General features: G+C 61.0%; 20 protein-coding genes. 11 read left to right on the top strand and 9 right to left on the bottom strand.

What is annotated here, in order from left to right:
* Positions 1-26: 26 nt before the first annotated feature.
* Positions 27-938, bottom strand: a complete 912-nt coding sequence (locus P5706_RS19725) for an AraC family transcriptional regulator (protein ID WP_285681089.1) — start codon at positions 936-938, stop codon at positions 27-29.
* A 257-nt stretch (positions 939-1195) separates the two neighbouring features.
* Here P5706_RS19725 and P5706_RS19730 point away from each other — a divergent pair, with 257 nt between their 5' ends.
* From P5706_RS19730 to P5706_RS19745, 4 genes are all read left to right on the top strand, one after another.
* Positions 1196-1579: a RidA family protein gene (locus P5706_RS19730; protein WP_285681091.1), complete on the top strand. Its 384-nt coding sequence runs from the start codon at positions 1196-1198 to the stop codon at positions 1577-1579.
* Between the two features lie 548 nt (positions 1580-2127).
* On the top strand, positions 2128-2559 hold the full coding sequence (locus tag P5706_RS19735; RefSeq protein ID WP_200433372.1) for a hypothetical protein: 432 nt from the start codon (positions 2128-2130) through the stop codon (positions 2557-2559).
* Positions 2560-2930: 371 nt separating this feature from the next.
* Positions 2931-3428 carry a GNAT family N-acetyltransferase gene (locus P5706_RS19740; protein ID WP_285681093.1) on the top strand — a complete coding sequence of 166 codons (498 nt, stop codon included), beginning with the start codon at positions 2931-2933 and terminating at the stop codon, positions 3426-3428.
* A 56-nt stretch (positions 3429-3484) separates the two neighbouring features.
* A complete protein-coding gene (locus P5706_RS19745; RefSeq protein ID WP_285681095.1) occupies positions 3485-3919 on the top strand; it encodes a MerR family transcriptional regulator in 435 nt (144 codons plus the stop codon).
* On the opposite strand, the gene P5706_RS19750 is transcribed toward P5706_RS19745, so the two are convergent.
* Positions 3807-4817, bottom strand: a complete 1011-nt coding sequence (locus P5706_RS19750) for an NAD-dependent epimerase/dehydratase family protein (protein ID WP_285681097.1) — start codon at positions 4815-4817, stop codon at positions 3807-3809. The genes P5706_RS19745 and P5706_RS19750 overlap by 113 nt on opposite strands.
* 1494 nt (positions 4818-6311) lie before the next feature.
* Complete coding sequence (locus P5706_RS19755) at positions 6312-7751, bottom strand: amidase (RefSeq protein WP_285681099.1); 1440 nt, start codon at positions 7749-7751, stop codon at positions 6312-6314.
* 101 nt (positions 7752-7852) lie between these two features.
* Here P5706_RS19755 and P5706_RS19760 point away from each other — a divergent pair, with 101 nt between their 5' ends.
* The 3 genes from P5706_RS19760 to P5706_RS19770 all read left to right on the top strand — a co-directional run bounded on the left by P5706_RS19760 (position 7853) and on the right by P5706_RS19770 (position 9809).
* On the top strand, positions 7853-8446 hold the full coding sequence (locus P5706_RS19760) for a TetR/AcrR family transcriptional regulator (RefSeq protein ID WP_285681101.1): 594 nt from the start codon (positions 7853-7855) through the stop codon (positions 8444-8446).
* The gene (locus P5706_RS19765) at positions 8433-8852 is read left to right on the top strand and encodes a GNAT family N-acetyltransferase (RefSeq protein ID WP_285681103.1); all 420 of its coding nucleotides are present in this window, start codon (positions 8433-8435) and stop codon (positions 8850-8852) included. The genes P5706_RS19760 and P5706_RS19765 overlap by 14 nt, the downstream gene beginning before the upstream one ends.
* A gap of 63 nt (positions 8853-8915) precedes the next feature.
* Positions 8916-9809: an AraC family transcriptional regulator gene (locus tag P5706_RS19770; protein WP_285681105.1), complete on the top strand. Its 894-nt coding sequence runs from the start codon at positions 8916-8918 to the stop codon at positions 9807-9809.
* Here P5706_RS19770 and P5706_RS19775 read toward each other — a convergent pair.
* Together P5706_RS19775 and P5706_RS19780 are read right to left on the bottom strand one after the other, a co-directional pair.
* Positions 9751-10338, bottom strand: coding sequence for a LysE family translocator (locus P5706_RS19775; protein WP_285681107.1), 588 nt, complete (start codon positions 10336-10338; stop codon positions 9751-9753). The two genes, P5706_RS19770 and P5706_RS19775, sit on opposite strands and share 59 nt — an antisense overlap.
* Before the next feature lie 308 nt (positions 10339-10646).
* The gene (locus P5706_RS19780; protein ID WP_285681109.1) at positions 10647-11087 is read right to left on the bottom strand and encodes a winged helix-turn-helix transcriptional regulator; all 441 of its coding nucleotides are present in this window, start codon (positions 11085-11087) and stop codon (positions 10647-10649) included.
* A gap of 107 nt (positions 11088-11194) precedes the next feature.
* On the opposite strand from P5706_RS19780, the gene P5706_RS19785 reads away from it, so the two are divergent.
* Positions 11195-11893 (top strand): SDR family oxidoreductase, encoded by a 699-nt coding sequence (locus P5706_RS19785; RefSeq protein ID WP_285681111.1) that lies wholly within the window; start codon positions 11195-11197, stop codon positions 11891-11893.
* Between the two features lie 189 nt (positions 11894-12082).
* Here the strand turns inward: P5706_RS19785 and P5706_RS19790 are convergent, their stop codons facing one another.
* The 3 genes from P5706_RS19790 to P5706_RS19800 form a co-directional block, all read right to left on the bottom strand.
* Positions 12083-13528: a mechanosensitive ion channel family protein gene (locus tag P5706_RS19790; protein ID WP_285681113.1), complete on the bottom strand. Its 1446-nt coding sequence runs from the start codon at positions 13526-13528 to the stop codon at positions 12083-12085.
* A gap of 231 nt (positions 13529-13759) precedes the next feature.
* Positions 13760-14386, bottom strand: coding sequence for an isochorismate family cysteine hydrolase YcaC (gene ycaC / locus P5706_RS19795; protein ID WP_285681115.1), 627 nt, complete (start codon positions 14384-14386; stop codon positions 13760-13762).
* Positions 14387-14471: 85 nt separating this feature from the next.
* Positions 14472-15338: a pirin family protein gene (locus P5706_RS19800; protein ID WP_138815657.1), complete on the bottom strand. Its 867-nt coding sequence runs from the start codon at positions 15336-15338 to the stop codon at positions 14472-14474.
* Positions 15339-15444: 106 nt separating this feature from the next.
* Between P5706_RS19800 and P5706_RS19805 the strand changes: the two genes are divergently transcribed.
* Positions 15445-16353 (top strand): LysR family transcriptional regulator, encoded by a 909-nt coding sequence (locus P5706_RS19805; protein WP_285682779.1) that lies wholly within the window; start codon positions 15445-15447, stop codon positions 16351-16353.
* 117 nt (positions 16354-16470) lie between these two features.
* Here the strand turns inward: P5706_RS19805 and P5706_RS19810 are convergent, their stop codons facing one another.
* A complete protein-coding gene (locus P5706_RS19810; protein WP_285681121.1) occupies positions 16471-17673 on the bottom strand; it encodes a multidrug effflux MFS transporter in 1203 nt (400 codons plus the stop codon).
* Between the two features lie 101 nt (positions 17674-17774).
* On the opposite strand from P5706_RS19810, the gene P5706_RS19815 reads away from it, so the two are divergent.
* Complete coding sequence (locus tag P5706_RS19815; RefSeq protein WP_285681123.1) at positions 17775-18881, top strand: efflux RND transporter periplasmic adaptor subunit; 1107 nt, start codon at positions 17775-17777, stop codon at positions 18879-18881.
* Between the two features lie 2 nt (positions 18882-18883).
* A complete protein-coding gene (locus P5706_RS19820) occupies positions 18884-21967 on the top strand; it encodes an efflux RND transporter permease subunit (RefSeq protein ID WP_285681125.1) in 3084 nt (1027 codons plus the stop codon).
* Positions 21968-22123 lie beyond the last annotated feature (156 nt).

Here is a 22123-nt window from a genome sequence, read left to right on the forward strand (position 1 = left end):
GGCGGGTTTTCTGGTTTTGGGGGCGGCTACTGCCTACCGGTCTTGATGTTCACAACGTTCTTCCTAGGCGGCTCGCCAAACAGGCGTTTGTATTCTCGACCAAATTGATTGGCACTTTCATAGCCGACCGCCAAGGCGGCCTGGATAACATCGTAATGTTCAACCAGCATCAGGCGCTGCGCTTCATCTAAGCGCAGGCGTTTCTGATATTGCAGGGGGCTGAGCGAGGTGACTTCCTTGAAGTGTTTGTAGAGTGTGGAAGGCGCCATATTGAGTGTTTCGGCCAATTGATCTACCTGCAATATTTCTCGGTAGTTTTCCCGCAGCCATGTGATTGCCTGATCAATCTTGTTAGTTTGAGAACCCACTGTATTCAAAAGGCGAAGTTGATGCCCGAAGGGTGTGGTGAGTAGGCGGTAGTGAATTTCTTGATAGATCAGCGCGCCCAATGCCTTGGCCTGCTCGGGATGATCGAGTAACTCCAGCATGCGTAAAAATGCGTCCAGCAGTTCCGGGCTTAGTGCTTGCACCGCTGCGCCCAGGGCAGTGTCGGCGTTGTATTCACTGGGCTGTGGCGTTTTAGCGGCCAGGGCGGCCATCAGGTGTCTGTCCAGGTCCAGGGACATCGACAGGTAGGGCATTTGCGGGGTCGCTTCGACGAGACAGCTGGTGACGGGCATGTTCACACCGGCGATAAAACACGTGTGCTCGCCGAATGAAATGTCTTTGATACCGATACGCACCCACTTCTTGCCCTGCACGGCGACGATCAGTATCGGGTTGTAGAAATGTGGCTTTGCTGTGTCTGGATGGTCATAGCGGTGCAGCGCAAAACCCTCAATGGGCGTTGGGAACCGGCCCGCTTCAGGCAGGTGCTCAAGTAGTATTTCCCTGAGCGCTGCGCGCCCCTCCTCAACTGAGAAACGATAGTTCTTCACCCGCTCGACCCTCCTGTATAGAACTATTGGGTATGCCCGCTATTTACACGCTGCAAAAAGAAACTATGACACACGCAGCAAGTGCAGAACATTAACAATATTAGGCACATAGAGAATCAGGCAGTAACTGTATAGAAACGTGACTGTTGTGTATTAACGGCTTTTGAGAGTATATCCAACTCGTATACGGCCTGACCAAGTGCATGACGCCAGGCATACCAAGATCACTTATCCACTAGAAGTTTGGAGACAATAAGATGCCAGGCACTGCTATCCAACGTAAAACTTACGCTGCACTTCCGCCTGCCGTGGGGCCTTACTCGCACGCAGTGAAACATGACAATACGCTGTATCTGTCAGGCTTCACTGCATTTGGTACCGAGGCTCAAGGCCAGAGCCTTGAGAAACAGGCCCATGCTATTTTTGAGCAGATTAAAACGGTTGCCGCCGAGGAAGGCACCTATATGTCTTCCCTGTTGAAAGTGACTCTATTCATCACCGATTTCGGCCAGGTGGGTGAACTGCGCAAGGTGTTGGCGCAACACTATGATGGGCATTTTCCGGCCAGCTCGCTGGTGGAGGTCTCCAAGTTGTTTTCGCCGGAACTTAATATCGAAATTGAAGCCATTTTTGGGGTGTAAGAGGGGCACGAAGCCTGATTCACCGTCACCTCTGCTATTGGCGGACGTGGCTGTTGGGAAACCCGCTTTGGCGGGTTTTCTGGTTTTTGTGGGGCTGGAAACGGGGAGTTGATCCAGCCTTGTTGGTAGCTGTGCCGCCGCCTTCGCTGCCTCGCTGGGGCTCGAGAGCTCCCACAGTTTGATGGGTGTTCGTCACCGGCGCGGCATGAGAGGGTGATGGCACCTTAGGTGGTTATTTTTCTGTTGACCTTTGTGTATAGGGATTTTTTGCCCGTCAGTCGCGCTTGAAGGGCAACAGTGCTTCAACAGGTAAGAAGCGTTCCTCCATCGCCAACTTCTGGCGCTCAACTTGAATCGTCGCACAACAATTCAAGCCACGAACTACAGACGTACAACTCGCGCTGTGAGTGCAGCCAGCGGCGTTTCATCCCGTTACATCCGCCAAAAATCAACGCATTGAATGTCTTTGTACGGCTCAGTAGCCTGCGAATCACCTGGCCGGAATAGGTTCCGGCGGGTGTTTTGTTGACCATCAAAGAGGTGCACGTATGCTTTCAATCAATGCTTCAACCGCTTCGTTCTACGCTCACTATGAAGCCGGCAAGGCCAATAGCGAGAAACCCACACACAACCCTTCCGAATACGAGGATGGAAATGACGTGCTGGTAGGCGGCCCGCAAAGCGGGAATGATGTCCTGATTGGCGGACTGAAGCCAAGAGATCTGCAAACCATCCACGCTATGTACGAGCGTTTTTACAAAGAGCTTGAAGCAGAACAGTTCGATAACGACACCCCCATGCACAACGCCAGTGATAGCACCGCCGGTGATGATGCCGAGGTGTTCGACCCCGCTACACAAACCTGGCAACCCACCCAATCAGCCGGTAACGGCCAGTACACCTCGCTGGGCGATCCTTACCGCGAGGCCATAGACTTCGAGATCAAGGCCGATAACATGGGAGGCTGGCAACGGGCGTGAAGCAACCGGCGATATGCCCGCCGATAACCCTGGCGCATACCGCTCAACCGGCACCGATCAAGAGCCAATGATGAACGCCGAACCTCATTGAAGCGTGCGGCGGGATTGGCGCCGCTTCACCTTGCGATGCAGAACCCAACCGAATCCCGGACAAGGTCGAGCAACACCGGTTGCAACGGCTGGTTTTTGGGATGGTGTGATGTGAGGCTTAGCTGGATTTAGGGTGGCTGTCCTGCCGCCTTCGCAGCCTCGCTTGGGCTCGAGAGCTCCCACAGTTTGATGGGGGCTCGTCACCGGTTGAGCGTGAGATGGCGAGGGGTTGGGCACACCGCTATGATGTGGCCTTTCGCTTAATGCCCCAGGAACCTCCCATGCCCGCCCTCACCTTCCGCAACGCCCTGCCCGCCGACGCCGCGCGTTGCTTTGAAATCGAAACCAGCGCCTACGAAGGCGACGAAGCCGCGACGCTGGAGAAGATCGCCACGCGTATTGCGCAGTACCCCGAGGGCTTTTTGATTTTGGAGGCGGATGGCGCGGTGGTGGGGTTTATCAATTGTGGCTGCGCCCATCAGGTGGTGATGTCGGATGAGGCGTTCAAGGAGTTGGTGGGTCATGCGGCCGAGGCGCCGAATGTGGTGATCATGTCGGTGGTGGTCGACCCGGCGCAGCAAGGTAAGGGGTACTCCACATTGCTGATGACTGAGTTTGTGCAGCGCATGCGCGCGATGGGCAAGCAGACGATTCATTTGATGTGCAAGGAGCAGCATGTGCCGTTGTATACGCGCATGGGTTACGGCTATGTGCAGCCGTCGCCGTCGGCGCATGGCGGGATGGCGTGGCATGAGATGGTGATGACGTTGCAAGCCTGACGCTGCAACTGCCTTGGCATTGACGCCATTCAACACCCCAGGAAAGGATCACCTGCATGTTTATCGGTCGCCTCGCCCATCTGACGGACTGTACGCCAAAAGCCATCAGGCTGTATGAGCAGATGGGCCTGATCAACCCGCCCCAGCGCAGCGGGCGGTATCGGGTGTATAACGCGCACCATGTGCAGATGGTGCACTTGATCCGCAAGGCGCAGGTGGCGGGTTTCAAGCTGGTGGAAATGGCGCCGTTGCTGGCGGCCAAGCAGGTGTTGAAGGCCTTTCCGCTGGGGTTGGCCAACGAGGCCGTGGATGCCAAGCGGTTGGAGTTGCAGGCCAGCATCTGCGCGTTGCAGGCCTTGGACGCGCACTTGGCGGGGCTTAAGTCGCAGATGAACGAGATGTTCGGTGAACAGGTTCATACGGCTGAACCTGGCGCTTGTCCAGATAGGCAAACGCTTCACGCAACGCCTGTTGCGGTGGTCGCGGGCTGAAGCCCAGTTCTCCCCTGGCCTTGGCGATGGTGTAGTGCTGGCGCACGTTGTGGAACAGGCGCACTTGGCTGATCAGCAACTGGGCCGGTTTGCCGCTGAGTTGCGCCCAGCGCTCTTGCATCCAGGCAACGCCCATCAATAGCCATCGGGGCGCGCGTGGGGGTTGGCGGTAGCCCAGAATAGTGTGCATGTCGGCCAGGGAGGATGGATGCTCGTTGGCCAGGATGTAGCGCTGGCCTGCGCGACCTTTTTGCGCGGCGAGCAGCAGCCCTGTGGCCACGTCGCGCACGTCCACGAAGTTGAAATGAAAACCGGGGTCCAGTGCCAGCTTGCGGTCTTTGACTGATTGCACGAATCCCATGGTGTCGGTCAGGCGTGCGGCGTTCGGGCCGACCATTGCGGAGGGTAATACCGAGACCATCCAAAGCCCCAGCGCGTTGGCGGTTTGCCAAGCCATGTGCTCGGACAGCATTTTTGAGCGGTAGTAAGGGTTTGCCAACTCCGCGCTCCACGTGGACTCATCCAGCGCGCTGCCGTCATGCCCGACGGCGGCTACCGAGCTGACATACACCACGCGTTTGACCCCGGCACGGCTGGCGGCCTGCAGCACGGCGCGCGTGCCTTGCACATTGGGTTGGACGATTTCCTGCTCCGGGTTCCTGGCCCAATGTTTGAACACAGCGGCGACTTGAAACAACACCTCCACACCGTCCAGCGCGTTGAGCATGGCTGGCTCATCAAGCAATTCGGCATACACCAACTCGCAATCCAGCCCGGCAAACGGCGCGTGGTTGTGAATGTCGCGCACGCCTGCACGCACGCGATGGCCTTGTTCGAGCAGCGTTCTGACCAGAGTATTGCCAAGATGCCCATTGGCACCGGTTACCAGACACAGCATGCATTAACGTCCTTTTTCGCTTGGAAACCTGAGGGGTGTGGAGCGAAAACAGCATGGCGTCTGCCCCTTGGGACAGAGTCAAGGCTCAGCAGAACGGGTGGCACAAAACGATCTGTGGCGAGCCGGATTTTTGTTGTTGTGGCGAGCAGGCTTGCCCTGCGTTGGGTGGCGAAGCCGCCCCAATCCAGACGGCGCGGTGAGTCCGGTACAAAGAACTGGGACTGCTGCGCAGCCCAACGCAGGGCAAGCCTGCTCGCCACAATAAGCCTGCACGCCACGGGGGGTGTTTTTCCTTGGCGGATGAAAAACCTTTAAGCACGGCGGGCCAGATGTTGAGCGGGCAAGAAGCAACCTATGGCGAGCCGGTTTTTTGTTGTTGTGGCGAGCAGGCTTGCCCTGCGTTGGGTGGCGAAGCCGCCCTAATCCAGACGGCGCGGTGAGTCCGGCACAAAGAGCTGGGGCTGCTGCGCAGCCCAACGCAGGGCAAGCCTGCTCGCCACAATAAGCCTGCACGCCACGGGGGGTGTTTTTCCTTGGCGGATGAAAAACTTTTAAGCACGGCGGGCCAGATGCAGAGCGGGCAAGAAGCAACCTATGGCGATCCGATTTTTTGTTGTTGTGGCGAGCAGGCTTGCCCTGCGTTGGGTGGCGAAGCCGCCCCAATCCAGACGGCACGATGAGTCCGGTACAAAGAGCTGGGGCTGCTGCGCAGCCCAACGCAGGGCAAGCCTGCTCGCCACAATAAGCCTGCACGCCACGGGGGGTGTTTTTCCTTGGTGGATGAAAAACCTTTAAGCACGGCGGGCCAGGTGCAGAGCGGGCAAGAAGCAACCTATGGCGAGTCGGATTTTTGTTGTTGTGGCGAGCAGGCTTGCCCTGCGTTGGGTGGCGAAGCCGCCCCAATCCAGACGGCACGGTGAGTCCGGTACAAAGAGCTGGGGCTGCTGCGCAGCCCAACGCAGGGCAAGCCTGCTCGCCACAATAAGCCTGCACGCCACGGGGGGTGTTTTTCCTTGGCGGATGAAAAACTTTTAAGCACGGCGGGCCAGATGTTGAGCGGGCAAGAAGCAACCTATGGCGAGCCGGATTTTTGTTGTTGTGGCGAGCAGGCTTGCCCTGCGTTGGGTGGCGAAGCCGCCCTAATCCAGACGGCGCGGTGAGTCCGGTACAAAGAACTGGGACTGCTGCGCAGCCCAACGCAGGGCAAGCCTGCTCGCCACAATAAGCCTGCACGCCACGGGGGTGTTTTTCCTTGGCGGATGAAAAACCTTTAAGCACGGCGGGCCAGATGTTGAGCGGGCAAGAAGCAATCTGTGGCGAGCCGGTTTTTTGTTGTTGTGGCGAGCAGGCTTGCCCTGCGTTGGGTGGCGAAGCCGCCCTAATCCTGACGGCGCGGTGAGTCCGGTACAAAGAGCTGGGGCTGCTGCGCTGCCCAACGCAGGGCAAGCCTGCTCGCCACAATAAGCCTGCACGCCACGGGGGTGGTGTTTATCCTTAACTGATGGGTATTTCGCCGGCCCACACTTTGGGTCGTCGGGCCGCCCACGGGGCCGCTTGCTCCAATTGTGCCCCCAACGCCAACAGCAACCCTTCACAACCAAACGCGCCCATAAACTGCATGCCGATCGGCATTCCATCGTGCATGCCCAAGGGCACGGACATCGCCGGGCTGCCGGTCACGTTGGCCAGCGCGGTGAAGGGCGAATGGGCGAACACCCGTTGCATCCAGCCTCGGCCGTCGAGCTGTTCCTGGCCTTGGTTGTAGTCGCCGATTTCGGGCGCCAGCCCAGGCAGTGTGGGTGACAGCAGTACGTCGTAGCGTTGGAACAGCTGCCCCATGTGTCGAGCAACGAGGTTGCGCTCCCACAGGGCGCCGAGCAGGTCGGTGGCGTGCAGCGATTTGCCCAATGCATACAGGCTCAAGGTCGCAGGCTCCAGGTACTGGGCGCTGACTTCGCGCCCGGTGGCGGCGGCGATGGCGTCGATCCAGGCGGCGGTGTTGGTGGACCAGAAGCGCGTATTAAGTTCGACGAAGGCTTCCCAGCTCAAACCGATATCCGGCTGGATTTCTTCGACGTGATGGCCGAGTGCTTGCAACTGCCGCGCCGTATCCAGCAGCGTCTTTTGCACCGCCGGGTGCAGCGCCTGGCCATTCAGCGGGCGGGTTTGCAGGGCAATGCGCAGGGCTTTGGGTTCATGTTGGGACAGCGCCGCAAAGCTGTGCTGCGGTGGCGCAATCTGGAACGGGTCGCCCGGCGCGGCGCCGTGGATGGCGTCCAGCAGGGCCGCGCTGTCGCGGACCGAGCGGGTCAGCACGCCGTGTACGGCGAGGCCGCTCCACACTTCGTCGACGTCCGGCCCCATGGGCACACGGCCGCGACTGGGTTTGAGGCCGAACAGGCCGCAGAGTGACGCCGGTACGCGGATCGAGCCGCCACCGTCGGTGGCGTGGGCCACCGGTACCAACCCGGCGGCCACGGCGGCGGCGGAACCACCGCTGGAGCCGCCGGCGCTGCGTTGCAGGTGCCAGGGGTTGCGCGTAGGGCCGCACAGGCGGCTTTCGGTGGTGGTGCTGGCGGCGAATTCCGGTGTGGTGGTGCGGCCCAGCGGCAGCAGGCCGGCGCGGCGAAAACGCGTCATCAGTTCGGAGTCCGCCTCGGCGGTGCAGCCCTGGGCCAGGGCGCTGCCCAGTTCGTTGCGGCGTCCGGCAGCGCTGATGCCGACGTCCTTGAGCAACATCGGCACGCCGTGAAAGGCGCCGGGTGCTGCGGATGGTTCGTCGCTCCAGGTGTCCACCAGGGCATTAATCTGCGGGTTGAGGGCGGCCATGGCATGCAGTGCGGCGCGGCGTACTTCATCGGCGCTGACGGCTTTGGCGTGGATCAGCCGCGCCAGGCCGGTGGCGTCCTGGGCAGCGTATTCGGACAGGTACATGGGTGGCTCCAAACGGGTATGATGGATACTCATCGGTATCGAACGATACCGGTTAGTATCATGCGATACTCATGGGTATCGCTGTCAAGCGGAGATTCTGCATGCGTGTGCAACAAGCCCCTCAACTGCCGCCCCGGGAGCGTATTGTCGAGGCCGCGCAAAGCCTGTTTGCGCAGCAGGGCATCACCCGTGTGAGCGTGGATGCGATTGCCGCGCTGGCCGCCTCGACCAAGATGACGGTGTACCGGCATTTCGAAAACAAAGACGCGCTGGTGCTGGAATGGCTGCAACGCCTGACCGAAAGCTACAGCGAGGTGCTCGACAGCCTGGCGCAGCAATACCCCGACTCGCCCCGCGAGCAGTTGCTGGGCTTTACCGGGTTTACCGTGGATGACCTGCAACGCGCGGGTTATCGCGGCTGCCCGTTTACCAACAGCCTGGCCGAAATACCCGAGCCGGATCACCCGGCACGCCAATTGATCGAGGCGCACAAGCAGCGCCAATTTGCGCGGGTCGCTACGCTGTGTGAGCAGATGGGCGCGCAAGCGCCGCAGGCGTTGGCGCAGGAGCTATCACTGTTGATGGAAGGCGCGCAGGTGGTGGCGCAAAACAAAGGCTTCGATCGGGTGGGTGAACGGCTGATGCATATGGTGCGCCAGCGGCTTTCAGAAGCAGGAACGCATGAGCATGATTGAAATCAGCGACCAACCCAACCCCGACGCCGAGCGCCTGCTGGGCGATGGCCTTGCCGCGTTCAATGAGGCCTTTACTGGCTGCAATGATCGTCGGCCGTTGATGGTGTTGCTCAAAGACCCGGACACCCAGCAGATCCTGGGTGGCATCACGGGCAAAACCACCCTGGGCATGGCCTTCCTCGACCTGTTCCACTTGCCCGATGCCCTGCGCGGTTCGGGCCTGGGCAGCCAGTTGCTGCACGCCTTTGAAGACGAGGCGCGGCGCCGGGGTTGCCGGAATGCGGTGCTGTACACGATCAGCTTCCAGGCACCAGGATTTTACGAGAAACAGGGGTGGGTGCGGTTTGGTGAAATACCTTGCCAGCCCGAAGGCAGCAGCCGGGTGTTTTTGTCCAAGCAGCTTTGAAGCTGACGACCATGGCGGTCTGTGCAATGATCGCAACTCGCCTCAAGGGATGGAGCCACCGCCATGTCGCTGAACACCCCGCCTCACCTCGCGCACGCGCCACGCTTCTGGCGTGACGAGCGCTTGCCGTTCATCGAGGCGCGCACCATTGCTGACGGGCGCAAGGTCACTTACACCCGTCACGCGCACGAACATTTTTCCATCGGCGCCATCACCAGCGGGCGCAGTTATTACCACTACGGGGCGCAGACCTTCGAGATCAGCGCCGGCACGGTGGTGCTGATGAACCCCGGCGATGTGCATGCGTGCAACCCGATCCACGACCAGCATTGGTCGTATCACATGCTTTACCTCGACACACCGTGGCTCACGGACCTGCAATACCAGCTGGGTTTCAGTACCGAGCAGGGTTATCGGTCGTTCAATACGCCGCATACCCGTGACACTGTTTTGTATAACGGCCTGCTCGATCTGTACGCAATACTGCTGGATGAACAGGCCGAACTGCTACAGAAAGAGAGTGCGCTGGTGAGTTATTTCACCGAGGTGCAACAGCGCTTGAACCCGCCGCTGACGCCGGTGCGTGAGGTCAACCACAAGCTCGAGCGCGCCGCCGAGTACATCCGCGCGCACTGCACCGAAGCGTTGAAGCTGGAAGATATTTGCCTGGCGGCCGAGCTGTCGCCGTCGTATCTGATTCGTGCGTTCAAGCAGTATTACGGGCTCACGCCCCATGCGTTTCTGGTCAACCGGCGCATTCAGTTTGCCCGCACGCAATTGCGCAATGGCGAGCTGATCGCCGATGTGGCGCTGGCCGCCGGGTTTGCCGACCAGGCGCATTTTCAGCGCACTTTCAAACTGCATTTCGCCGCCACGCCGGGGCAATACCGCGACTTGCTCAAGCCATCAGCAAATAACCCACACTGGCCACCAGCAACGCGGCCATTGAGCGGTTGAACAGGCGCACGCCTTGCGGGTTGCTCAAGTAGCGCCGCAAGAAGGTTCCGGCGTAGGCCCAGCACGCCACCGACAGGTAGCAGATCACCAGGTACAGCGCCGCAAACAGCCACACTTGGCGCGCATCGCCATCGGCCACGAACAAGCCCATGCCCGCCACGCAGGCCAGCCAGGCCTTGGGGTTGAGCCATTGCATGATCGCGCCGTAGAGCATCGATGGCGCGGTGGCAGTGCCTTCGGCGTCGAGCCGACCATCGTCGGCTGTGAGTTTCCAGGCCATGTAGAGCAAAAACGCGACCCCGCCCCACTGGATCAACTGGGTGAGGATCGGCCAGCGCACCAGCACTTCATGCAGGCCCAGGCCGATCAGCACCAGCAGCAAGGTAAAGCCCACGGCGGCGCCGACTACGTGTTTCTGGCTGGCGGCAAAGCCGAAACGCGCGCCCGAACTGAGCGCCACCACATTGACCGGGCCGGGTGTGATGGAAGTGGCCAAAGCGAAGGCGGCCATGGAGATGATCAAGCTCATTGCAGTTCCTTTTGGTGATGCCGAGTGACGATGGCCTCACGGTAAAGGGCTGAACGGCGGTGGTATTGAAGAAAATGCCCCTGAGGTCTTGGAGGCTTTGTCTGAGAGCGTTTCAGGTCGCCATGTTGTTATGGCGAGCAGGCCGGTTGTGGCGAGCAGGCTTGCCCTGCGTTGGGCTGCGAAGCAGCCCCAGCTTTTTCTGCCTGACTCACCGCACCGCCTGGATTGGGGCGGCTTCGCCACCCAGCGCAGGGCAAGCCTGCTCGCCACAACAGCCCATTTGCCACAGGTTTTGTGTAAATAGATACCTAGGCTAATGCCGCCGGTGGCTGGGTGATGATGTCTTCCAGGCCCAGCACCCGGCCGTCTTCGGACACGATCTCGACCTTGCGCAGGGGCTTGAGCAAACGTGCATCCAGCAAGTGGGTGCTGCCATCGGCCGGCTGCGTGAAGGTTTCGCCCCATTGCGCCAGGGTTACCAGCACCGGCATCAGCGCACGGCCTTTGTCGGTGAGTTGATATTCGCTGCGCGCGCCCACTTCACTGGTTTGCAACAGGCCTTGTTCGACCATGTCCTTGAGGCGCGTGGCGAGGATGTTTTTTGCCACGCCCAAGTGTTTTTGGAAGTCACCGAAGCGCGTCACCCCGGCGTAGGCATCGCGGATGATCAACAGCGTCCACCAATCCCCCACCACGTCGAGTGCGCGGGCGACCGGGCAGCAGTCGCCTTCCAGGCATTTGCGTTTCATCGTCGGGCCTCCGGGTATGCTGAAATATTAGGTTGCATTATAGAACCAACAGGCTCAGGATAAAAACGGTTTCATTATTAAACCTAATTCATCGCCTGGAGTGCATCATGGATATTCGTGGAAAAGTGGTGTTGGTTACAGGTGCCAATCGTGGCCTGGGCAAAGCGTTTGTCACCGCGCTGCTGGCAGCGGGTGCGGCCAAGGTGTATGCCGGTGCGCGCGACCCGGCCAGCGTGGATATCCCCGGCAGCACGCCGATTGCCCTGGACATCACCGACGCGGCCAGCGTACAGCGCGCCGCCGAGCAGTGTGGCGATGTCAGCGTGTTGATCAACAACGCGGGCTGGCTCAAGTACGGCTCGTTGCTGGCCGAAGACAGCATCGAAAACCTGCAGCAGCATTTTGAGGTGAACACCTTCGGCACCTTGCGCCTGAGCCGCGCGTTTGCGCCGATCCTGGCCCAGCACGGCGGCGGCGCACTGATCAACATCCTTTCGGTACTGAGCTGGCTGAGCCCGCCCGGCTCCGGCGGCTACAGCACCTCCAAGTCGGCGCAGTGGGGCCTCACCAATGGCTTGCGCGGTGAATTGCGCGAGCAGAACACGTTGGTGATCGGCGTGCACCCGGCCTATATCGACACGGACATGGTGGCGGATGTGCAGGCACCGAAAAGTACCCCGCAGGAAGTGGTGGCCATTACCCTTAAAGCACTGAGCGAAGACCGCGAAGAAGCGCTGATCACCGACATGACCCACGCGGTAAAAGCCTCGCTGTCCACCGACAGCCCGGTGTATTTGAGTCATTGAGCAAACGCACACTGCCCAACTGAGACCACTCGGTCTGAATGTGGGAGCTGGCTTGCCTGCGATGCAGACACCTCGGTCTATCAGCCATACCGAGGTGATGCCATCGCAGGCAAGCCAGCTCCCACACTAGTCAGCTTCCAGGCAAGCCAGCTCCCACAGGTTTCGCTTTTGATTTGAGGCGTTACGGGCTCACAACCCGCGGTTACGCAGCCATTGCAAAAAGCCTTTCTTGACTGGCACCACGGGCGCGTCCTGGGTCAGGGCTTGTGCGGCGTGCACGCGGAAATCCAGCAGCGCTTTCATCGCTTCGCTGATGTCGTGGCGCGCGTCCAGGCAGGGTTTGAGGTATTCATTCTCGATGCGGTACAGCGTGCAGAAGGTCTTGGCGGTAAAGTCTGCCAGCGCCGCTTGATCGGACAAAATCCCCGACTCGCCAATCACCTCGCCCGGCCCCATGCGCCCGGCTTCGAACTTGTGGCCATCCTTGATCAACATCACCGAGACCACGCCGGATTCGACGATAAACAAATGGTCGCTGACCTCCCCCGCCGGCAGGATCATCTCGCCGGCACGATAGGTGTGCAGGGTCATGTTCTGGCTGAAGGTGTCTTTCTCCTCTTGGCGCAGCGTGGAGAATATCGACGAACGCTCCAGCAACGCCCGTGCTTGGGACATCACCGGTGGCGCGCTGCTTTCGGTGGCCGAAAGCACGCCCACGCCCGCCGCTTGCAGGTGACGGAACGCCAGATCGTAAAGCTGGTTACGCACTTCACGTTTTTGGCCCATGGCCGGCACAAACCCGCTGATCTCGTATTCCACGCCGCCACTGGCTGAAGCCTTGAATGCCACGCTGGGCGCGGGCTTGGCCAGCAATGGCCGGCAACCTTGCATCGCGCGCTCCAGCGCTTCGATCACGGTTTGCGGGCGCGCATGCGGGCTGACTTGCAGGCTGACCGCCAGGCCGAACATGTCCGCCGGGCGTGAGAAGTTGATGATCTTGGCCTTGGCCGCCAGGGAGTTAGGGATTACCGCCATGCTGCCCTGTGAGGTTTGCAGGCGCGTGGCGCGCCAGTCGATATCGGTGACGCGCCCTTCGGTGCCGTCGATGGAGATCCAGTCATCCACCTGATACGGCTTGGTGGTGTTGAGCACGATCCCGGAAAACACGTCGCTCAAAGTGCTTTGCAGCGCCAGGCCGACGATGATCGCCACCGCCCCGGAGGTGGCGAGCACGCCCTTGACCGGCAGGTCGAGCACATAGGCCATGGCGGCGATGATCGCGATCAAAAAGATCACCGCGCCCAGCAGGTCTTGCAACAAGCGCCCGCCGTGCCCGACCCGGTTCATCATCACGGTGCCGAGCAATACCGTGAGGGTCCGCGCGGCAAACAGCCACCAGCCGATCTGCAACGCCGTAGCCGCCAGGTGCAGCGCCGTGTTGTCGGCATAGGGCGCGAGTTGCATAGGGTTCATGCCGTCGTTGAACAACACGGCGCTGAACACCGCAAAGATCGCCAGGCGCGCCGCCAGTTTCCAGTTGGCGAGGTTGACGGAAATAAGCCGCCACACGGCGATGTCGATAAAGATCAGCGCCACGGCGCACAGCATCGGGTGATCAGCGATAAATGAGGGCATCCAGGCGACTCCAGGGTGTATGGCGAGAAGATCGCATGAATCGGCAATACTGAATAACAAAATGTGGGAACAGGCTTAATGTGGAAGCAGGCTTTGTGTGGGAGCTGGCTTGCCTGCGATGCGGACACCTCGGTATGACTGATAAACCGAGGTGATGCCATCGCAGGCAAGCCAGCTCCCACACTAACCCGCTCCACACAGGGGGTATGTGGCAACCCTTGGGTCTTGCGCTTACTTAGCGCCAGTCAGCGCGTTATAGCTGGTAAACAGGTTGCGATAGTCCGGGATATGGTTGGCAAACAAGGTGCCCAGGCCTTCGATATCGTTGCGCCAATCGCGGTGCAGCTCACAGGCCAGGCCGAACCAGGTCATCAGTTGCGCGCCGTTGGCCGACATGCGATCCCAGGCCGAATGGCGGGTGATCTCGTTGAAGGTGCCGGAGGCATCCGTGACTACAAACACCTCAAACCCTTCCGCCAAAGCCGACAGCGCTGGGAACGCCACGCAAACCTCGGTCACCACCCCGGCGATGATCAGTTGTTTCTTGCCGGTGGCCTTGATCGCCTTGACGAAATCTTCGTTGTCCCAGGCATTGATCTGGCCAGGGCGCGCAATGTACGGCGCGTCCGGGAACAGTGCCTTCAGCTCCGGTACCAGTGGGCCGTTGGGGCCGGTTTCGAAGCTGGTGGTGAGGATGGTCGGCAGCTTGAAGTACTTGGCCAGGTCAGCCAGGGCCAGCACGTTGTTCTTGAACTTGTCCGGTTCGATATCTCGCACCAGAGACAGCAGGCCAGCCTGATGATCAACCAGCAGAACGGCGGCGTTGTCCTTGTCCAGACGCGTGTAGGGAGTAGTCATGAGTGCTTCCTCTTTTCCATGGGCGACAGCCATCCTTGGCCGGTAAACCGGCCTGGCCATCTGGGTTGGGTGTTGCGGGGGTGAATCAGTGATGCATCTGGCCGAACTGGCCGGACTGGAAGTCGGCAAAAGCCTGGTGGATCTCTTGCTCGGTGTTCATCACGAACGGGCCGTGGCCGACGATGGGTTCGTCGATAGGCTCGCCGCTGAGCAGCAGGAACATCGCGTCGTTGTTGGACTCCAGCGCGAGTTGATCACCGTCGCGTTCGAACAATGCCAGTTGCCCTTCGCGCACCAATTCCTGGCCATTAACCTGCACAGTGCCTTTGAGCACCACCAGCGCGGTGTTGCGCCCGGCGTGCAGGTCGAGGGTCACGGCCTTGCCGGCGTTGAGGCGCACATCCCACACGTCGATCGGCGTGAAGGTGCGGGCCGGGCCTTGTTTACCGGCAAACTCCCCGGCAATCAGGCGCAGGCTGCCGGCGTTATCGGCCAGAGGCAGCGCCGGGATATCGCCGTCGAGGATGGTCTGGTAGCCGGCGTCGGTCATTTTGTCCTTGGCGGGCAGGTTGACCCACAACTGCACCATTTCCAGCGCACCGCCCTTTTGGGCAAAGGCTTCGGAGTGGAACTCCTCATGCAGGATGCCTTTGGCCGCGGTCATCCATTGCACATCGCCTGGGCCAATGGTGCCGCCAGCGCCGGTGGAATCGCGGTGCTCGACTTCGCCCTTGTAGACGATGGTCACGGTTTCAAAGCCGCGATGCGGGTGCTGGCCGACGCCACGACGTGCTTGAGTCGGGGTGAAATCGGCCGGCCCGGCGTGGTCCAGCAACAGGAACGGGCTGATGTGTTTGCCCATGGTGTCGTAGGAAAACAGCGTGCGAACCGGAAAGCCGTCGCCTACCCAATGGCTGCGTGGGCTGGTGTAGATACCGATGATGTTTTTCATGGCGTTTCTCCAAAGGCGTGAAAGCAGTGCATGTACACAGCTTAAATCCGCTACCTTTACCGCGCTAGACGGCAAAAATAACCCTTAGCGTTCTATTTGGAGAACGATAGTGGAAGACCTCAACACCCTCTATTACTTCACCCAAGTGGTCGAGCACCGTGGTTTTGCCGCCGCGGGCCGCGCGCTGGACATGCCCAAGTCGAAGCTCAGCCGGCGCATCAGCGAGCTCGAAGAGCGCCTGGGGGTGCGCCTGATCAACCGCACCAGCCGGCATTGTTCGCTCACCGAAATCGGCCAGGTCTATTACCAGCGCTGCCTGGCCATGCGGGTGGAGGCCGAAGCCGCTGCCGAAGTGATCGAGCGCAACCGTTCCGAGCCCCAGGGCATTGTGCGTTTGAGCTGCCCCACCGCTCTGCTCAACTCCTGGGTCGGGCCGATGCTGACCCGCTATATGCTCAAATACCCGCTGGTGGAGTTGCATCTGGAGAGCACCAACCGGCGTGTGGATGTGATTCACGAAGGCTTTGACATCGCCCTGCGCATTCGCTTTCCACCCTTGGAAGACACCGACCTGGTGATGAAGGTTCTGGGCAACAGCACGCAGTGCCTGGTGGGCAGCCCGGCGTTGGTGGCGCGCCTGTCCAGCCCGCCATTGCCGGGGGATTTGAACGGTTTGCCGAGCGTGTATTGGGGCTCGGCGCAGCGCGAGTATCAGTGGGAATTGTTTGGCGAGAACGGTGCCAGCGCGGTGATCCGGCATTTCCCGCGGATGATCACCGATGACCTGTTGGCGTTGCGCCACGCGGTGTGTGCCGGGGTGGGGATTGCGCACCTGCCGAGTGTGGTGGTGCGCGAGGATATTGCCGCCGGGCGCCTGGTCAACTTGATCCCGGGTTGGTCGCCAAGGACCGGGATCGTGCACGCGATTTTCCCTTCGCGCCGTGGGCTGTTGCCGTCGGTGCGCACCCTGATTGATTTTCTCGGCGAGGAATTCGCGCACAGCGACATGGCCTGACCGCTGATCGTTCCCACGCTTCGCGTGGGAATGCATCCAGTGACGCTCTGCGTCACGACTGCCAGAGCGGGACGCTGAGCGTCCGGGGCGGCATTCCCACGCAGAGCGTGGGAACGATCAAGCCGCGGCCAGCAGCGCCCGGCGCTGGCGCAGCAAGTGGAACGCCACAAACGCTAAAACTGCAAAGCTCGCCTGGATCATGATCATCGGCGTGGCACTGCCATCGCGCAGATGGCTCAACAACAGGCCACTGCACGTCGCGCCAAACATCTGCGAAAAGCCCATCAACCCCGCCGCCAACCCCGCACGATGGGCGTTGGGCATCACCCCGCCCGTGACAGAGCCCGGCAACACCAGGCCGCCACCCAGGGTGACCAATGCCACCGGAATGTCCAGGCCCAGCGCCGACAGCCCGAACAGTTCATAAATCACCACCGCCAAGATCCCACCGACGGCGACCAACGTCACGCCCATCGACACAATGCGTTGCGGCCCCAGGCGCAGGATATTGCGCCGGGTGTAGGTAGAACCCACGATCAACATCGACACGATCAGGCCAAAATTAAGCCCGTACTCAAGGCTGCTGAACCCCAGCAAGTTGATAAACACCGCCGATGAACCCGCGATCACCGCGAACATCGCGCCATAGGTGCAAGCCAAGGCCACCGCGTACGCTCGATACTGGCGGCCCTTGAGCAGATCCAGGTATTGCCCGCCGAGGGTGCGCCAATGCCCGGCCTTGGGGTCCAGAAAGTGATTGCTCTCGCGAAAGAACAGCAGCACCAACATCAGCACCACGCTGCCGATCACCAGCGCCAGCACGATCGGCGCCTGCCAGCCCAGCAGCTTGATCAGCAGGCCACCGATCATCGGCGCCACGACAATGGCGTAGAGCATGCCGATCATGGTCAACGCCAGCGCCGGCCCGGCTTCGGCCTTCCACACATCGCGCACCACCGTGCGCGCCAACACCAACGCGGCGCAGGCACCCAGGCCTTGCAGCACGCGGGCAGCGATAAATTGCTGAATATCGCTGACCAGCAGCATCGACAAGGTGGCCAGCACATACAGCGCCAGGCCGCCAAGCAGCACGGGGCGACGGCCGATGCGGTCCGACAGCGGCCCGAACAACAATTGCCCAAGGCCAAAGGCGGCGACAAATGCCGACAACGCCATCAACGCCGAACCGGCTGGCGCGGCCAGTGCCTGCTCAATAGCGCCCAGGCCGGGGATGAGCAATTGGGTCGAGACTTCACCGAGCGCGGTGAGCGCCACCAGTAAAAACAACAGGCTTCGCGAGGGGGCCGGGGCGTTCGACATTGGAGATATCCGGGGGCTGGATTAATTTATATTTCGACCATAATATGAGTAAAAAATTATGTCCATAATTTTTTGTCCAATGGTCACCCCCGGAGCCCGTCATGCACCCTCTTCCCCTGCGTCTTCTCACGCCCCTGGCTTTATTGATTGTCCTCGGCGGCTGCAACAGCAAGGCCGACACCGCCGCCGAAGTGCCGCTGCCGCGTCCCGTTCTGGCCGCCAAGGTAGAAGCCGCCGGCACCCAGCAAAGCGCCTACACTGGCGTGGTCGCGGCGCGCACCGAAAGCGATTTGGGCTTCCGGGTCAGCGGCAAAGTCATTGAGCGCAAGGTCGACCCCGGCCAGCACGTCTCCCGTGGTGACACCTTATTGGTGCTGGACATCGGCGACTTCGAACTGGCCCTGCGGTCGGCCAAAAACCGCGTCAACGCTGCCCAGGCGCAATTACGCCAACGCCGTGATGACGAGAACCGCTACCAGCGCCTGGCCAACACCGGCGCCGTGTCGCGGCAGATCTTCGACCAATCGGCGACCAACCTGCGCGTGGCCGAAGCCGAGTTGGCGTCGGCGCAATCGGATGCCAGCCAGATTGAAAACCGCCGCACTTACTCGGTGCTCAAGGCCGACGGCGACGGCATCATCACCGATGTGCGCGTGGACCGCGGCCAGGTAGTCGCCGAAGGCCAGATTGTGGCGCGCCTGGCCCATGACGGCGCGCGCGAAGCCATCGTCAACCTGCCGGAAAACCAGCGTGACCAAGCCGCACAAAAAGCCCTGGCCTTCCCGTTCGGTGCGCCGGACCAGGCCGTGACCGCCACCCTGCGCGAGCTGTCGGCGAGTGCCGACCCCACCACCCGCACCTACCGCGCACGCTATGTGCTGCATGGCGCTGTCGACCGTTTCGCCCTCGGCTCGACCATCACCGTGCGCCTGCAAGGCAACGGCCAGGCCCAGCAAACCCGCGTGCCCATCGGCGCGTTGCAGGATGCGGGGCAAGGCACCGGCGTGTGGGTGATCGGCGCGGACGACAAGGTCAGCTTCGCCCCCGTCAACGTGGCCAGCCTTGGCCAGGAAGACGCCTTGCTCGACAGTGGCCTGACGCCCGGCCAAATCGTCGTCGCCCTCGGCGCGCACCTGCTGCACAGCGGCGACACGGTGCGCCTGCTGCCGGCCCAGGCACTGGCCCTCAACCGTAAACAGGACCACTGAGCATGCGCGGCATCAACCTCTCCGAACTGGCGGTAAAGCACCGCGCCGTCACGCTGTTTCTGATCATTGCGATCCTCGCCGCCGGGATCTTCTCGTTCGGCAAGCTGGGGCGCGCTGAAGATCCGTCGTTTACCGTCAAGGTCATGACCATCACCGCCGCCTGGCCCGGCGCCACCGCCCAGGAGATGCAGGAACAAGTCGCCGACCGCCTGGAAAAACGCCTGCAGGAACTGGACTACTACGACCGCGTCGAGACCATCGCCCAGCCCGGTTTTGTGTCGATGCGCATGACCTACAAGGAGTCCACGCGCCCCAGCGAAATCCAGGACCTGTTCTACCAGACCCGCAAAAAGCTTAGCGACGAAGCGGCGAAACTGCCCAAAGGCGTAATCGGGCCGTTCTTCAATGATGAATATTCCGATGTGTATTTCGCCCTGTATGCACTGGAAGCCGAACATCTGCCGCATCGCCAGCAAGTGCAGATGGCCGAGGACTTGCGCCAGGGCTTGCTTAACCTGCCGGGCGTGAAGAAGGTCAATATCCTCGGCGAGCAGGCGCAGCGGATCTTTGTCGAGTTCTCCTATGAGCGCCTGGCCACGCTGGGCATCAAGCCGGACCAGATCTTCGCCGCCCTCGCCGCGCAAAACGCCGTGGCGCCGTCGGGTTTTGTCGAAACTGCAGGTGCCCGCGCGTATATCCGCATCGACGGCGCCTTCGACAGCCTGGCGCTGATCGAAAACGTACCGCTGGAAGTCAACGGCCGTGTGCTGCGCATTGCCGATGTGGCGACCGTGAGCCGTGGTTATGAAGACCCGCCCAGCTACCGCATCCGCCATCAGGGCGACCCGGCGCTGATGCTTGGCGTGATCATGGAGAAGCACTGGAACGGCCTGGAATTGGACAAAAGCCTCAAGGCCCAGGAAGCCAGAATCCAGGCAGACCTGCCGCTGGGGGTGAACTTCGCCAAGGTCTCCGACCAGGCGAAAAACATCAGCCTGGCGGTGAATGAATTCATGCTCAAGTTCTTCGTCGCTCTGGCCGTGGTGATGGTCATCAGCCTGCTGGCCCTGGGCTTTCGCGTCGGGCTGGTGGTGGCCGCCGCAGTGCCGCTGACCTTATCCGTAGTGTTTGTGATCATGCTGCTCACCGGGCGTGAATTTGACCGTATTACCTTGGGCGCGCTGATTATTTCCCTGGGTTTGCTGGTGGACGACGCGATCATCGCCATTGAGATGATGGTGGTAAAACTGGAAGAGGGTTTTGACCGGATTCACGCTGCCACTTTCGCCTGGAGTTCCACCGCGGCGCCGATGCTCACCGGCACGTTGGTGACCATCATCGGTTTTCTGCCGGTGGGCTTTGCGCGCTCCGGCGCCGGCGAATATGCCGGCAATATCTTCTGGATCGTCGGCTTTGCGCTGATCTCGTCCTGGCTGGTGGCCGTGGTGTTCACGCCATACCTGGGCGTGAAGTTGCTGCCGCAGATCAAACCGGTGCCGGGCGGGCATGACGCGATTTACGCCGGCCGTTATTACCAGAAACTGCGCAACCTGGTTCAAGCCTGTGTGCGCCAACGCTGGCTGGTCACCGGCCTGGTGGTCGGCGCCTTTGTGCTCTGCGTGCTGGGCATGGGCGTGGTGAAGAAGCAATTTTTCCCCAACTCCGACCGTTCCGAGCTGATCCTTGAGGTGTATATGCCGCCCGGCAGCGCCTTCAAAAGTACTGAGGCGGTGGCGGCGCAGCTGGAAAAAGCCTTGCTGCAAGAGCCGCAAACCAGCCTGGTCGACACCTATGTAGGCGGCGGCGCGCCACGCTTTTTCCTGTCGCTGAACCCCGAACTGCCCGACCCGGCGTTTGCCAAGCTGATCGTACAAACACCCGACTCCCATGCCCGTGACGCATTGAAAGTGCGCATGCGTGAACGCATTGCCGCCGGTGAATTCCCGGCAGCGCGGGTGCGCGTCACGCAGTTGCTGTTTGGCCCGCCGGTACCGTTCCCAGTGGTGTTTCGTGTGTCCGGGCCGAATGTGGATGTGCTGCGCGGGGTGTCCGAAGACGTGCGCCGCGTCGTGGCGGCCAACACGCTGACCAAGGACGCCTTCCTCGACTGGGGCGAACGCACCAGCGGTTATCGGCTGGTGCTGGACCAAGACCGCCTGCGCCTGCTGGGCTTCACGCCCAACGAGGTCAAATCCCAGCTCAACGCCTTGCTCAGCGGCAACCCGATCACCGAAGTGCGCGAAGGCAACCGCACCGTGTCGGTGGTCGCGCGTGCCCAGGGCAACCAGCGCGAGAACCTCGGCAACCTCAACAACATGACCCTCACCAACAGCGCCGGCACCTCGGTGCCGCTGGCCCAGGTCGGGCACTTCCAGGCGGTGATGGAAGAGCCGATCCTCAAGCGTCGCAACCGTGCAAGCACCGTGGAAGTGCGCGCCGACATCATCGACGGCGTGCAACCGCCCGACGTGGAAATGGCCGTGTACAAAGACCTGCAACCCTTGATCGCCAAGCTGCCCGCCGGTTACCAGATCGAGATCGGCGGCCCGGTGGAAGAAAGCGCCAAGGCCAACGTGGCGCTGGCGGCACTGTTCCCGATCATGATTTTACTGACCCTCACGGTGATCATGTTCCAGGTGCGTTCGTTCGGCGTGATGTTCATGGTCTTCGCCACCGCGCCGCTCGGGTTGATTGGCGCAGTGCCGACCCTGCTGCTGTTCAACCAGCCGTTCGGCTTTAACGCGATTCTGGGCCTGATCGGGATTGGCGGCATTCTGATGCGCAACACGCTGATCTTTACCGACCAGATCCGCCAGAACCAGGACCATGGCATGGCGGTGCGCGAGGCGATTATCGAAGCCACCGTGCGCCGGGCGCGGCCGGTGATCCTGACCGCATTGGCAGCGGCGCTGGCGTTTATTCCGTTGACGCTGTCGGTGTTCTGGTCATCCCTGGCCTACGTGCTGATTGGCGGGGTACTGGTAGGAACGGTGTTGACGCTGCTGTTCCTGCCGGCGCTGTGCAGCCTGGTGCTTGGGCGGGAGCGCACGAAAGATGTTGAAACTTCCCACGTAACCACCGGATAAGCTCTACAGATATGTCCTGAAAACCGCTGCAAAGTCCTTCGCCTGATCACACAGTGCGAGGGATTGCAGATGGTTTTCCTGGTTAAGGCCCCGGTTTTCGGGGCTTGGTTTTGATCGCCGCCACCGGCCAGACCATTGGCCTGCTGGTACTCGCGG

It is taken from the genome of Pseudomonas sp. ChxA, from assembly GCF_030263855.1.
GTDB lineage: Bacteria > Pseudomonadota > Gammaproteobacteria > Pseudomonadales > Pseudomonadaceae > Aquipseudomonas > Aquipseudomonas fluorescens_CB.

Bases quoted from the DNA above. Each gene is read 5' to 3' on its own strand.
- P5706_RS19730 (WP_285681091.1), top strand. From the start codon at position 1,196: ATGCCAGGCACTGCTATCCAACGTAAAACTTACGCTGCACTTCCGCCT.
- P5706_RS19735 (WP_200433372.1), top strand. From the start codon at position 2,128: ATGCTTTCAATCAATGCTTCAACCGCTTCGTTCTACGCTCACTATGAA.
- P5706_RS19740 (WP_285681093.1), top strand. From the start codon at position 2,931: ATGCCCGCCCTCACCTTCCGCAACGCCCTGCCCGCCGACGCCGCGCGT.
- P5706_RS19745 (WP_285681095.1), top strand. From the start codon at position 3,485: ATGTTTATCGGTCGCCTCGCCCATCTGACGGACTGTACGCCAAAAGCC.
- P5706_RS19750 (WP_285681097.1), bottom strand. From the start codon at position 4,817: ATGCTGTGTCTGGTAACCGGTGCCAATGGGCATCTTGGCAATACTCTG.
- P5706_RS19755 (WP_285681099.1), bottom strand. From the start codon at position 7,751: ATGTACCTGTCCGAATACGCTGCCCAGGACGCCACCGGCCTGGCGCGG.
- P5706_RS19760 (WP_285681101.1), top strand. From the start codon at position 7,853: ATGCGTGTGCAACAAGCCCCTCAACTGCCGCCCCGGGAGCGTATTGTC.
- P5706_RS19765 (WP_285681103.1), top strand. From the start codon at position 8,433: ATGAGCATGATTGAAATCAGCGACCAACCCAACCCCGACGCCGAGCGC.
- P5706_RS19770 (WP_285681105.1), top strand. From the start codon at position 8,916: ATGTCGCTGAACACCCCGCCTCACCTCGCGCACGCGCCACGCTTCTGG.
- P5706_RS19775 (WP_285681107.1), bottom strand. From the start codon at position 10,338: ATGAGCTTGATCATCTCCATGGCCGCCTTCGCTTTGGCCACTTCCATC.
- P5706_RS19780 (WP_285681109.1), bottom strand. From the start codon at position 11,087: ATGAAACGCAAATGCCTGGAAGGCGACTGCTGCCCGGTCGCCCGCGCA.
- P5706_RS19785 (WP_285681111.1), top strand. From the start codon at position 11,195: ATGGATATTCGTGGAAAAGTGGTGTTGGTTACAGGTGCCAATCGTGGC.
- P5706_RS19790 (WP_285681113.1), bottom strand. From the start codon at position 13,528: ATGCCCTCATTTATCGCTGATCACCCGATGCTGTGCGCCGTGGCGCTG.
- ycaC (WP_285681115.1), bottom strand. From the start codon at position 14,386: ATGACTACTCCCTACACGCGTCTGGACAAGGACAACGCCGCCGTTCTG.
- P5706_RS19800 (WP_138815657.1), bottom strand. From the start codon at position 15,338: ATGAAAAACATCATCGGTATCTACACCAGCCCACGCAGCCATTGGGTA.
- P5706_RS19810 (WP_285681121.1), bottom strand. From the start codon at position 17,673: ATGTCGAACGCCCCGGCCCCCTCGCGAAGCCTGTTGTTTTTACTGGTG.
- P5706_RS19815 (WP_285681123.1), top strand. From the start codon at position 17,775: ATGCACCCTCTTCCCCTGCGTCTTCTCACGCCCCTGGCTTTATTGATT.
- P5706_RS19820 (WP_285681125.1), top strand. From the start codon at position 18,884: ATGCGCGGCATCAACCTCTCCGAACTGGCGGTAAAGCACCGCGCCGTC.